This is a genomic window from Halopseudomonas litoralis (assembly GCF_900105005.1).
GTDB classification, from domain to species: Bacteria; Pseudomonadota; Gammaproteobacteria; order Pseudomonadales; family Pseudomonadaceae; genus Halopseudomonas; species Halopseudomonas litoralis.
In genome coordinates this window covers 2,241,767-2,254,881 of the sequence record NZ_LT629748.1, presented here as the reverse complement: position 1 = coordinate 2,254,881, position 13,115 = coordinate 2,241,767, and the positions used below count along the sequence as shown (strand labels likewise).

Genomic DNA, 13,115 nt, shown 5'->3' with positions numbered 1-13,115 from the left:
ACAATGAATAAAGTCGCCAAACTCGGACATAACTTTACCGGGGCACAAATGTCGCCCGAAGATACGCGCAAGATGGTCGACTATGTCGATGAGCGTCCTGCTGACCTGCCGGGCGACGCATCTGCCCTCGCGCAAGCCCGTGAGCAGATGAATCGAGAGGAGGGCGATGTAGGTTCGGTGCCTGTTCCAGGTTCGGTCAAAGGGGTGCTGAAAAGCAGCTTCGACAAAATGCTGGGCAACAATCCCGAGCTGTTGATCGATAAATTGGGCGAACGCCTGGCCTTCGAGCGGACCGGTGTGCGCCTGTATGAGGCGCTGATGGCCAAGGCTGCCGCCTGTGAAACCGGCGCAGAACTGATTCCGACTTTCAAGCAGATCCGCGACGAGGAAGAAGCGCATATGTTTCTGTTGGTCGATGCTCTGGAAGCGCTGGGTGCAGATCCCACGGCGCAGACTCCCTGCGCGGACCTGGCCGGCGTGGTCGGCTCGGGCGCACTCAAGGTGATTACCGACCCGCGTACCAACCTGGCCCAGGCGTTGAACGCCATGCTGACCATTGAGCTGACCGATCACGCTGCCTGGGAACTGCTGATCAAACTGGCTGACGACGGTGGTCACGCCAGTATCGGCAGCACCTTCACCCATGCGCTGACCGAAGAACAACGTCACCTGAACACCATTCGTTCGCTGCTGGCCCGCGAGCTGGGCGTGAGCGGAAGCTGAGGAGATTTCTCATGAGCGACAAGCAGACACCACCCCCGCAGCATCAGGACGAACCCGGTTCCGAAGAGCAGATGTACCCGCAACCGGAGTTCATCTCCGAACATTACCGATCAGGCGGCAAACTGCAAGGCAAAGTCGCTGTGGTCACCGGTGCCGACAGTGGCATAGGCCGCGCGGTCGTGGTGCACTATGCCCGTGAGGGCGCCAAGGTGGCGCTGCTCTATCTTGATTCCCATGAAGATGCGCGCAAGACCGAAGAGGAAATCCGCAAGGCCGGTGGCGAAGTGCTGACTTTGGCCGGTGATGTGGCGGATGCTGAGTTCTGTCGCCGGGTGGTGGACGAGGTAACCGGTAAATGGGGGGCGATTGATGTACTGGTGAACAACGCCGGCGAACAGCACCCCCAGGAAAAGCTCGAGGATATCAGCGACGAGCAGTGGCAGCAGACCTTCCGCACCAATATCTTCGGCATGTTCCTGCTGACCAAGGCCGCGTTGCCGCATATTCCCGAGGGCGGCTCGATCATCAATACCACTTCGATCACCGCCTACAAGGGCAACCCGGTATTGATCGATTATTCGGCCACCAAAGGCGCGATTGTCAGTTTTACCCGCTCATTGGCGATGAATCTCAGCAGCCGCGGCATCCGCGTCAATGGCGTGGCGCCGGGACCTATCTGGACGCCACTCATCCCCTCGACCTTCTCGGAGGAACAGGTTTCCGAGTTCGGCGGCAGCACCCCGATGAAGCGCCCCGGTCAACCATCGGAGCTGGCGCCGGCCTATGTCTATCTGGCCTGTTCCGACTCGTCCTATGTCAGCGGCCAGGTAATCCATATCAACGGAGGCACGGTCGTCAATGGCTGAATCACTGTCAGTCGAGCAGGCCGTCAGCCTGCCGCGGATCGCTATAGAGACGATAACGCCGATAGTGGATCAGGGCCGCTGCGCGGCCAAGGCTCTGGTGGGGAGGCAGTTGGCCCTGTCGGCGGTGCTGATCTGTGACGGTCACGGCAAATTGGCGGCAGAGATCATCTGGCGCCGTTCCGCACAGGAGATCTGGCAGCGCGTCACCATGTTGCCGCTGGGTAACGATCTTTGGCAGGCCGAACTGACACCCCGTCAGGCTGGCAAACTGTATTTTGCAGTAGAGGCCTGGGTGGATGTCTGGGCCAGCTATTGTGATGAATTGAGCAAGAAATACCAGGCCGGCGTGTCTGTCGATCTGGAGCTGCAGGAGGGTGAGCGGCTGCTGCAGGAGACCCTGGAACGGGCTGCACCCGAACATATCGATATGCTCCAGGAGCTGCTGGTGGAGCTGGCGCAGCCAGGCGGTGTGGATGCGCAGGTAGCGCTGTTGCTCAGCAGTCATACGCAGCACATCATGGGGTTGGCGGCGCAGCGCCGGCATCGGGTTCGCAGCGCTGAGTATCCACTGGATGTGGAGCGGCAGCTGGCAGAGTTCGCCAGCTGGTATGAACTCTTTCCTCGCTCGCAGACCGAAGATGCGCATCGTCACGGGACCTTCGATGACGTCGTTCGACGGATGCCGGACATTGCACGCATGGGCTTTGATGTATTGTATTTTCCGCCGATTCATCCCATCGGCCTGACTCATCGTAAAGGGCCGAACAACAGTCTGCAGGCCGGCCCGAATGACCCCGGCAGCCCCTATGCCATCGGCAGTGCCGAGGGTGGGCACGATGCGCTGCATCCGCTGTTGGGTAACCTTGATGACTTTCACCGGCTGGTCACTGCGGCCCGGAGCCATGATCTGGAGATCGCCTTGGACTTCGCCATCCAGTGCTCGCCGGATCATCCCTGGTTACGTGAACACCCCGGCTGGTTCAACTGGCGTCCGGATGGCAGCATCCGCTACGCGGAGAACCCGCCGAAAAAATACGAAGACATCGTCAATGTGGAGTTCTACACCGAAGAGGCCATGCCGGGTCTATGGCTGGCTCTGCGCGACGTGGTGCTGTTCTGGGTCGAGCAGGGCGTGACCCTGTTTCGGGTCGACAATCCACATACCAAGCCGCTGCCGTTCTGGGAGTGGCTGATCGCCGATATCCGTCAGCAGCATCCTGACGTGATCTTTCTCGCCGAAGCCTTCACCCGTCCGGCGATGATGGCGCGCCTGGGCAAGATCGGCTTCAGCCAGAGCTACACCTACTTCACCTGGCGCGATACCAAACCGGAACTGGAAAGCTATTTCACCGAACTGAATCAGCCGCCATGGCGTGATTGCTACCGCCCGAACTTCTTCGTCAATACACCGGATATCAACCCGTACTTTCTGCAGCGCTCCGGGCGCGCCGGGTTCCTGATCCGCGCCGCATTGGCGACCATGGGCTCCGGGCTGTGGGGCATGTATTCGGGGTTCGAGCTGTGCGAGGCGGAGCCGCTGCCGGGGCGCGAGGAGTATCTGAATTCGGAGAAGTACCAGCTGCGGCCGCGCGATTGGCATGCCCCAGGCAATATTGTCGCCGAGATTACCCGGCTCAATCGCATACGTCGGCACAATCCTGCCTTGCAGACGCATCTTGGATTTCAGTCCTACACTGTATGGAACGACAACATTCTGTACTTCGGCAAACGTACGCAGGACCTGTCCAATTTCATTCTGGTGGCCGTTTGTCTGGACCCGTTCAATGCACAGGAAGCTCATTTCGAATTGCCGCTGTGGGAAATGGGGCTGGAGGACGGGGCCAGTACCCACGGCGAAGACCTGATGAACGGCCATACCTGGACATGGCACGGAAAAAACCAATGGATGCGCATCGAACCCTGGCATCTGCCGTTCGGTATCTGGCGTATCCGCTCCATGGCCTGAGGTGATTATGGCAAGGCGAACGCGAGCATCGGCATTTATCAATGACCCGTGCTGGTACAAAGATGCGATCATCTATCAGATTCACGTGAAGTCCTTCTTCGACGCCAACAACGACGGCATCGGTGACTTCCCCGGTCTGATCGAGAAGTTGGATTACATAGTCGATTTGGGTGTGAACACGGTCTGGTTGCTGCCGTTCTACCCGTCGCCACGGCGTGACGATGGCTACGATATTGCCGATTACCGTGGCGTGCATCCGGACTACGGCAGCATGGCGGATGTACGCCGGTTCATCCGTGAGGCGCATAAGCGCGGGTTGCGAGTGATTACCGAGCTGGTCGTCAACCATACCTCCGACCAGCACCCCTGGTTTCAGCGGGCGCGGCTGGCGCCGAAGGGCTCGAAGGAGCGGAACTTCTACGTGTGGTCCGACACCGATCAGTTGTATCAGGGCACACGTATCATCTTTCTTGATACCGAAAAGTCCAACTGGACCTGGGACCCGGTCGCCGGGCAGTTTTTCTGGCATCGCTTTTATTCCCATCAGCCCGACCTGAATTTCGATAATCCGCAGGTGCTCAAGGCGGTGCTGTCGGTCATGCGTTTCTGGCTGGATATGGGCGTGGACGGCATGCGTCTGGATGCGATTCCCTATCTGATCGAGCGTGACGGCACCAATAACGAGAATCTGCCCGAAACCCACGTGGTGCTGAAAAAGATCCGCGCCGAACTGGATGCCACCTATCCCGATCGCATGCTGCTGGCCGAAGCCAATCAGTGGCCCGAGGACACTCAACTGTACTTCGGCGGCGAGGATGGTGGCCCCGGTGACGAGTGCCACATGGCCTTCCACTTTCCGCTGATGCCCCGCATGTACATGGCCATCGCCCAGGAAGACCGCTTTCCGATTACCGATATTCTGCGCCAGACACCGGAGATTCCCGACAACTGCCAGTGGGCGATCTTCCTGCGCAACCATGATGAATTGACCCTGGAAATGGTCACCGATCAGGAGCGCGATTATCTGTGGAATTACTATGCCGCAGACCGCCGGGCACGGATCAATCTGGGCATTCGCCGGCGACTGGCGCCGCTGGTGGAACGTGACCGCCGGCGTATCGAACTGCTCAACAGTCTCCTGCTGTCCATGCCGGGCACGCCGACGCTGTATTACGGTGACGAGATCGGCATGGGCGACAACATCTTTCTCGGCGATCGGGATGGGGTGCGCACACCTATGCAGTGGTCGACAGACCGTAATGGCGGTTTCTCCCGCGCCGATCCGGCGAGCATGGTACTGCCGCCGATCATGGACCCGCTGTATGGCTATCAGACCATCAACATCGAGGCTCAGGCCCGTGACCCACATTCGCTGCTGAATTGGACCCGGCGCATGCTGGCGGTGCGTAAACAGCAGCAGGCGTTCGGTCGCGGTACCTTGAAGATGCTGTCGCCGGCCAACCGCAAGACCATCGCCTATCTGCGTGAATTCACTACCGATGCTGGCCGGCAGGAGATCATTCTCTGTGTCGCCAACCTGTCCCGCGCCGCCCAGGCAACCGAGCTGGAGCTATCCGCCTGGTCAGGCAAGGTCCCGGTGGAGATGCTCGGCGGCAGCAGTTTCCCGCCCATCGGCCAATTGCACTATCTGCTGACCCTGCCGCCCTATGGCTTCTACTGGTTCGTGCTGGCAGACGAGAGTCAGATGCCCAGCTGGCACATCGAACCGGTGCAGGCATTGCCGGAGCTGGCGACCCTGGTCATCAAGCAGGACATGTCGGAGCTGCTGAAGCCGGCCTGTCGTCGGGTACTGGAGCATGAAATCCTGCTGCAGTGGTTGGCCAAACGTCGCTGGTTCTCGGGAACGGCGGAGGACGAGGCGCCGATCCGGTTGCTGTATGCAGTTCCCTTCTGCGAGCAGAGTGAGCCCTGTGTGCTCTGTGAAGTGACCGTGGGGGAAGAGCATTATCAGGTGCCTATGGGTTATCTGCAGAATACCGACGCTACCGAGCCGTCCGGCCATTCGGCCGCCGCCTTTGCATTGGCGCGCTTGCGCCGTGGTCCGCGGCTGGGGCTGTTGACCGATGCCTCGACCCTGTCCGGATTCACTCGCAAGGTATTGAGCAGCCTGCGCCAGAGCGCGGTGCTGCCGGCGCAGGGAGGCGAAATCCAATTTTTGCCGGGACCGAAATTGCTGCAGCTGGAAGAGCATCCCGAGGAAGACATCCAGGCGTTGGCGGTGGAGCAGTCCAATACCTCGATCCTCATCGGCGAGCGGATGATGCTGAAAGTCATCCGCCGGGTGATGCCCGGCGCACATCCGGAGATCGAGATGGGTGGGTTTCTCACCGAGCGCGAGTTCCCGGCCATTGCGCCCCTGCTTGGTGAGGTGCGCCGCGTCGACGATGCCGGGGCGGCGCACACTCTGATGATCCTGCAGGGCTATGTCGACAGTCAGGGCGATGCCTGGCAATGGACGCGCGATACGCTGGAGCGCGCCATCCGCGACCAGCTGGTGGGCGGCTTCTCGGAACAGGAGAACCAGTACACCGCCCTGGCCGAGCTGCAAAGTTTTGCCGGAACTCTTGGCCAGCGACTGGGCCAAATGCATCTGTTGCTGGCAGATCCGCAGGGTGGTGAGGGTTTCGGTTTCGCTGTCACCACGCAGGCCGATTGTGAACGCTGGGCCGAGCAGATAGGCGAGCAGTTGCTGGTTGCGCTGGATGACATTGATGGCCACCGCGATCAACTCGATGCCGCTGCCGCCGACAACGCCGATTGGCTGTTGGCGCGGCGTCAGGACTTGAATGAAGCAGTGGCTGCGCTGGCGCGGCGCTGCGAAGGCGGTGCGCGCATTCGGGTGCACGGGGACCTGCATCTGGGGCAGGTGTTGGTAGTGCAGGGTGATGCCTGTTTCATTGACTTTGAAGGCGAGCCAACCCGAAGTCTGGAAGAACGACGCAGGCGGCTGAGCCCGATGAAAGATGTCACCGGCATGCTGCGCTCGTTCGATTATGCTGCCGAGATGGCGCTGCGCAGTGTGCATGGCACCGACCATTCCGATGAGGCGCAGCAGGCGCGACAGCATATCTGCACGACTTATCGAGAGCAGGCTGCTCAGACGTTTCTGGCAGCCTACATGGAGGCCAGTGCCGAGCTGCCACACGATTGGCGAGCGGAGCAGGGCGAACAGGCTGCGCTGACCCTGTTCAGCATCGAAAAGGCAGCTTATGAAATACGCTACGAGGCCAGTTATCGTCCGGAATGGCTGGATGTTCCTCTTGATGGACTGACGATGTTATGCAAATCGCTGATGGAGAACGGCACTGATGAACAACGGGACGACCGGTACTGATAATGCGCATGACCCGAACTTGGATATTCAGGCGCTGATCCGCGCCGAGCACGGCAATCCCTTTGCCTTTCTCGGCCCGCACGAGCAGCACGGATCCATCATCATCCGTACCTGGCAGCCGGGTGCGCTGGACGTAGAGCTGCTGGATGAAAACGGTCAATCAGTGGGCCGCATGGACGAACACACGCCAGGCTTGTTCACCCGCACCATCGAGCAGCGTCGACCCTATCGCCTGCGCATTCACTGGAGCGGTGGCGTGCAGGAAACCGAAGACCCTTACGCCTTCGGTCCGCAGCTGGGCGACTTGGATATCTATCTGTTCGGTGAAGGTAATCACCGTCATCTCGGTCGCTGCTTTGGTGCCCAACCATGGCAGGCAGACGGCATTCCCGGGGTGCGCTTCGTGGTCTGGGCGCCGAACGCACGTCGGGTTTCCGTGGTAGGGCATTTCAACAGCTGGGATGGCCGCCGGCACCCCATGCGCCTGCATCCGAGCGGGGGTATCTGGGAGCTGTTCATTCCCCGGCTCGGGCCGGGCGAGGTCTACAAATACGAGATTCTTGGCCGTGAAGGGCTGCTGCCGCTCAAGGCCGATCCGGTGGCTCAGGCTACCGAAAAACCGCCCGCGACCGGCTCGGTGGTCGCCGCCGGAGTGAATTTCCAGTGGGATGATCAGCAGTGGATGGCGCAGCGTAACGACGCGCAATCGCGTACCAAGCCACTGTCGATCTATGAAGTTCACGCCGGCTCCTGGCGACACCGCAACGATATCGATGGTGAGCCGCTGAGCTGGGCAGAATTGAGCGAGCAGTTGATTCCTTACGTGCAGGACATGGGCTTTACCCATATCGAACTGCTGCCGGTGATGGAACATCCCTTCGGTGGTTCCTGGGGCTACCAACCGCTATCGCAGTTTGCACCGACAGCGCGCTATGGCACCCCGGAGGATTTCGCCGGCTTCATCAACGCCTGCCACCAAGCTGGCATTGGCGTCATTCTCGATTGGGTGCCGGCGCATTTTCCCGGCGATGCTCACGGCCTGGGCCGGTTTGACGGCACGGCGCTTTATGAGTACGCGCATCCCTTCGAGGGCTGGCATCCGGATTGGGATACGCACATCTACAACCTCGGACGCACTGAAGTGCATGGCTTCATGCTGGCTTCGGCGCTGCACTGGCTGCGCGAATACCACATTGATGGTTTGCGCGTCGATGCGGTGGCTTCCATGCTGTACCGGGACTATTCACGCAAGAGCGGCGAGTGGATTCCCAACCGGCATGGTGGACGGGAGAATCTGGAGGCTATCGACTTTCTGCGTCACCTGAACGATGTGGTTGCCACCGAGGTTCCGGGCGCACTCATGATCGCCGAAGAGTCCACCGCTTGGCCGGGTGTCAGTCAGCCTACCCGGGAGGGCGGTCTGGGCTTTGCCGGCAAATGGAATATGGGCTGGATGCATGACACCCTCAGCTATATAGGCGAAGACCCGCTGAACCGGCGCTACCATCATCAGCAGATCACCTTCGGCCTGTTATATGCCTTCACCGAACATTTCATTCTGCCGGTGTCACACGATGAGGTGGTACATGGCAAGGGCTCGCTGCTCGGCAAGATGCCTGGCGATCGCTGGCAACAATTCGCCAACCTGCGCCTGTATCTTTCATTCATGTGGAGCCATCCGGGCAAGAAGCTGCTGTTCATGGGGTGTGAGTTCGGCCAGTGGCGCGAATGGAGCCATGACCGGCAGCTGGACTGGTACCTGCTCAATTATGACGAGCATCGCGGGACCCATGATCTGCTGCGCGACCTCAACCGGCTCTACCGCGAACATCCGGCGCTGCATCAACGTGACGACAGTGCGGACGGCTTCCAATGGCTGATCGGTGACGACAGCAGCAACAGCGTATACGCCTGGCTGCGGCGGGGTGACGACGGAGCCATGGTGCTGGTGGTACACAACTTCACCCCGGTGGTACGCAGTGATTATCGGGTCGGCGTGCCCCGGTCCGGGCAGTGGCGAGTACTGCTCAACAGCGACGCCCACATGTTCTCCGGTTCAGGTGCTGGCAGTCATGGCGAGCTCGTGGCAGAAGAGCAGGACAGCCACGGCCAACCCAGCTCCCTGCGCCTGGACCTACCGCCACTGGCAACGCTGATCCTTGAGCCCGCGGGATCTGATTGAAGCGCAACGGACTTATGCGTGAGCGGTCTTGACCGCGAATGGTCTGTAGAAAACCCTCGCGCCCAAGGACGTTCCCACAAAACGCCGACATCGCCTGAGGCTGACCCGATCAACCATCCGGTACTGTATTGGCACTGCGCATCGTCTTGGCGCGCTTTTCCAGTACCAGGTACACACACAGGGCTATGCCCAGTGGCATCAGGAAGTAGATGGCCCGGTAGCCGATCAAGGCGGCGAGCAGGCTGCTTTTCGGCATCTGATCCTGCAGCAGGGTGAGAAAGATCATTTCCAGCACGCCGAGACCGGCGGGGATGTGGGTGATGACGCCGGCGATGCTGCTGATCAGCAGCACCCCGAGCACGCTGGGATAAAAGGCTTCAGCGGGCAGCAGCAGCCAGATGATCACAGCCATCAGTGACCAATTGAGTGCACCGACAGCAGCCTGCACCAATGCCAGCTTCCATGACGGCAGCTCAATGGTCTGGTCGCGGATCTGCCAGCTGCGCCGAGTGGAAAAGGCGCAGGCCAGCACATACATGACAGCGGCGATGACCATGGCCACGCCGATCAGGCGCAGGCCGACGTTGCCGATGGCCCAGCCTTCCGGCAGCTGGACCATGCCCAGCGCGAACACCGCGCCGGCCAACCACAGATAGCCCACCCAGTTGGTGATGATGCTCAGGCTGAACACCCGCGCGATGGTGGGTACATCCAGCCCCAGGCGTGAATACAGTCGAAAACGCAGGGCCACGCCGCCCACCAGCGCATTAAGATTGAGGTTGAATGCGTAACAGACAAATACCAGCGGAATCACCTGGCGTACCGGCAGCTTGTGCCCTGTGTAATAACGGCCGAGCAGGTCATAGCAGCAGTAGGTCAGATAACTGAGCAGGGCCACACCGAAAGCCCCGACCAACAACCAGATCGGATAATCGCGCAGTGCCCCCGACACCTCCTGCCAGTCGATATTGCGTAGCTGGAAATACAGCAATACCGGAATGGCGATGAAAAAGAACAGTGTCAGCGCGCCCTTGGCCCAGCGCATGCGGCGGTTGGCTGGCTTGGATTCCTTAGCGTCGCTCATAGCAACTTCTCCTGTTCCAGCGGTGCGAGCTGTTCATCTTCAGGTTCTTCCTCCACCGGCAGCAACGGCTCCAGGCGTGGGGTATGGGCAGGCAGGTTGCCGGCGATGGCCGGGAAGTGCCGCAGGAAGTGGAAGAACAGAAAGGTCATCGGCGCTCGCCACCAGAATCCGCGTGTGGCCTTGGCTTCGGTGATCTCACTGCAATGCTGGCCGGCCAGCGAATGCAGATGATCATACAACTGCTGGTTGAGCTTCGGGTCCCGAATGAACAGGTTGCCTTCCAGATTCAATGCCAGGCTCAGTGGGTCGAGATTGCTTGAGCCGACGGTTACCCACTCGCGGTCCATCAGGGCCACCTTGCCGTGCAAGGGGCGCTCGCAGTATTCGTGGATGACCACGCCGCTACGCAGCAGATAGCTGTACAGGAAGGTTGAGAAGTGACGCGCCCAGGGCATATCCGGTTCGCCCTGCAGAATCAGCGTGACATGCACGCCACGGCGAGCGGCGTTACGCAGCTCCCGCAGCATGCGATAACCGGGGAAGAAATAGGCATTGGCGATCACCAGTCGATAATTGGCTGAGCGGATCGCTCGCAGATAATGATCTTCGATGTCCGACGTATGGCGGTTGTTATCGCGGATTGCCAGCATGATCCGGGCACTGCCGGCATGGCGGGACTGAATTCCGCGCCCGAGATTCAAAGGCAGAGGCAATTCGCGGCGGGCATGACGAAACAGATTGAGACTGGCATGGCGGATATCGTGCACAACCGGCCCACGCACCTCAACGGCATAGTCCTGTTTGGCGCCGGGACCATAGTCACCCAGATGCACTGCTGTGAAGTTGATACCGCCGACATAGGCGATTTCGCTATCCACGACGACGATCTTGCGATGCAGACGGCGGAACAGGTTGGTGCGCATGCCGAGCAGCCTCGGCTGTGGATCGAACACGTGCACATGAATGCCTGCCGCCAGCATTTCACCGAGGTAGGCATCGCTCAGATCGACGGTACCGTAGCCATCGACGATGACTTCCACGTGGGCGCCATTGTTCGCCGCGCAGATCAAAGCCCGCTGCAATTCCTTGCCGACCTTGTCTTCCAGCACGATGAAGGTCTCCAGGAGGACTTCCTGCCGCGCCTGACGAATCTTTTCGAATACGCGGGGAAAGAATTCTTCGCCGTTGATCAGCAATTCCGCTTCATTGCCTTCACGCCAGATGGGTCTCATCAGAAACGTACCTCGACAGACAGTGGCGCATGGTCGGACAAGTGCGACCAGGGGCGCCGAATCAGGGTTTCCGGTCCATGGGTGGTCAGGTTGCGGACATAGATCCGGTCCAGACACAGCAACGGCCATTGCGCCGGGAAACTTTTCGCCGGTGATCCATTGGCGGTGACAAATGCTTCCTTGAGTCCGCAGCGGCTCAAGCGTGGCCCGGCGCGCTGCAGCCAGTCATTGAAGTCGCCGGCGATAATCACTGGATCGTCCGGTGGCAAGCGGTCGAGCAAGCGGCACAACAGGCGCAGCTGGCGCCGACGATGACGCTCACGCAGGCCCAGATGAACGCAGATGGCGTGCAGATCCGCCTGACCCGGCACGTCTAGAATGGCATGCAGCAAGCCGCGCTCCTCAGTGCCGCTGATCGACACGTCGAGATTCTCGTAATGCAGTATCGGAAATTTTGACAGCAGCGCATTGCCATGGTGCCCATCGGGGTAAACCGCATTGCGGCCATAGGCGAATTCCGGCCACATGGTATCGGCGAGGAACTCATAGTGCGGTGCCTCCGGCCAGTTATCGATTGCCTGGCCGTGGCGCTCATGAACGCCCAGCACTTCCTGCAGAAATACCAGATCGGACGACTGGGTACGCACAGCCTCGCGCAGCTCCGGCAGAATGAAACGTCGGTTGAGCCAGCTGAAACCCTTGTGGGTATTGACCGTGAGCACTCTGATCGAGTGAACCGGTGGGGCCTGATTGGTCAGGTGCTCCTGGGTGGAGCTGAGTGGTGTCACAAAAAACTCTCCGGCAATTGGCCCGGCATGATCTCGAGTGAGCCGGCCTTGTTGAGCTTTTCCAGTAGCCGGCGGGCGTCGTAGGGCGCACGGACCTTGATGTCGTTATCGAAATAGCAATAAATATCCCGAGAAGCGGTTGAGCTGTCCTCATGGTCGGACAGGCGTCGGGCATCTTTTGGTTGTTGCCCCTTGCTCCAGGCGCGAATGCGGCGCGCCCAGTCGCTCAGGGCAGCTTCGTCATAGCCGCTGCTGTACAGCTCCTTGTCACCATGGAGACGCAGGTACATGAACTCGGCAGTCAGCTCCTCTATCAACGGCCATTTGCCGGCCGTGTCCGCGACCACCAGGGCAATACGGTGCTTGCGCAGTAGCTCGATGAAGTCCTCCTGCATGAAACTCTGATGGCGGATTTCCACCGCATGGCGCAGCCTGGTATCGGCCGCCGTGGTTAAACTCGGCTGTTCGACAACACGCGGACTGCCCGCCGCACATTTCTCGGCCTCGCCGAAGGTGCAAGGCAGCCGCTCGAACAGCTCGGCAAATAATGCGGGGTCATATTTGAAGCTGGGCGGAAACTGCCAGAGGAACGCGCCGAGTTTATGTTCCAGCTGCAAGGGGCCGGAGGCGAAGAAGTTGGCCAGTGGCTCGGTCAGCTCCCGCAGACGTTTGATATGGGTGATATAGCGTGGGGCCTTGACGCTGAAGACGAAATCATCCGGCGTGGCGTCGCCCCAATTGATATAGCGCTCCGGTGTCTGCAAGGCATAGAAGGAGCCATTGATCTCGATGCTGCTGACCGTGCGTGAGGCGTATTCCAGCTCGCGGCGCTGCACCAGCCCCTCGGGATAGAAATCGCCGCGCCAGGGCTCATAACGCCAGCCGGAAATACCGATACGGATTCCATTACTCATTGATT

General features: G+C 60.0%; 9 protein-coding genes. 5 read left to right on the top strand and 4 right to left on the bottom strand.

The features are described 5' to 3' along the window. Window positions 1–3: 3 nt before the first annotated feature. The 5 genes from BLU11_RS10940 to glgB are packed head-to-tail and all read left to right on the top strand — an operon-like array spanning window position 4 to window position 9,092. Window positions 4–723 carry a DUF892 family protein gene (locus tag BLU11_RS10940; protein WP_090273375.1) on the top strand — a complete coding sequence of 240 codons (720 nt, stop codon included), beginning with the start codon at window positions 4–6 and terminating at the stop codon, window positions 721–723. Window positions 724–734: 11 nt separating this feature from the next. Continuing rightward, entirely contained in the window at window positions 735–1,589 is an 855-nt protein-coding gene (locus tag BLU11_RS10935; protein WP_090273374.1) for an SDR family oxidoreductase, read from the top strand. After that, window positions 1,582–3,555, top strand: a complete 1,974-nt coding sequence (locus BLU11_RS10930) for an alpha-1,4-glucan--maltose-1-phosphate maltosyltransferase (RefSeq protein WP_090273373.1) — start codon at window positions 1,582–1,584, stop codon at window positions 3,553–3,555. The genes BLU11_RS10935 and BLU11_RS10930 overlap by 8 nt, the downstream gene beginning before the upstream one ends. A 7-nt stretch (window positions 3,556–3,562) precedes the next feature. Then, on the top strand, window positions 3,563–6,910 hold the full coding sequence (gene treS, locus BLU11_RS10925) for a maltose alpha-D-glucosyltransferase (RefSeq protein WP_090273372.1): 3,348 nt from the start codon (window positions 3,563–3,565) through the stop codon (window positions 6,908–6,910). After that, the gene (glgB, locus tag BLU11_RS10920) at window positions 6,885–9,092 is read left to right on the top strand and encodes a 1,4-alpha-glucan branching protein GlgB (RefSeq protein WP_090273371.1); all 2,208 of its coding nucleotides are present in this window, start codon (window positions 6,885–6,887) and stop codon (window positions 9,090–9,092) included. The genes treS and glgB overlap by 26 nt, the downstream gene beginning before the upstream one ends. A gap of 109 nt (window positions 9,093–9,201) precedes the next feature. Here the strand turns inward: glgB and BLU11_RS10915 are convergent, their stop codons facing one another. The 4 genes from BLU11_RS10915 to BLU11_RS10900 are packed head-to-tail and all read right to left on the bottom strand — an operon-like array spanning window position 9,202 to window position 13,110. Further along, complete coding sequence (locus tag BLU11_RS10915; RefSeq protein ID WP_090273370.1) at window positions 9,202–10,176, bottom strand: lysylphosphatidylglycerol synthase domain-containing protein; 975 nt, start codon at window positions 10,174–10,176, stop codon at window positions 9,202–9,204. Next, a complete protein-coding gene (clsB, locus tag BLU11_RS10910) occupies window positions 10,173–11,408 on the bottom strand; it encodes a cardiolipin synthase ClsB (protein WP_090273369.1) in 1,236 nt (411 codons plus the stop codon). The genes BLU11_RS10915 and clsB overlap by 4 nt, the downstream gene beginning before the upstream one ends. Next, window positions 11,408–12,196: an endonuclease/exonuclease/phosphatase family protein gene (locus tag BLU11_RS10905; RefSeq protein WP_090273368.1), complete on the bottom strand. Its 789-nt coding sequence runs from the start codon at window positions 12,194–12,196 to the stop codon at window positions 11,408–11,410. Before BLU11_RS10905 ends, clsB begins: the two co-directional genes overlap by 1 nt. Then, window positions 12,193–13,110: a DUF72 domain-containing protein gene (locus tag BLU11_RS10900; protein ID WP_090273367.1), complete on the bottom strand. Its 918-nt coding sequence runs from the start codon at window positions 13,108–13,110 to the stop codon at window positions 12,193–12,195. Before BLU11_RS10900 ends, BLU11_RS10905 begins: the two co-directional genes overlap by 4 nt. Window positions 13,111–13,115 lie beyond the last annotated feature (5 nt).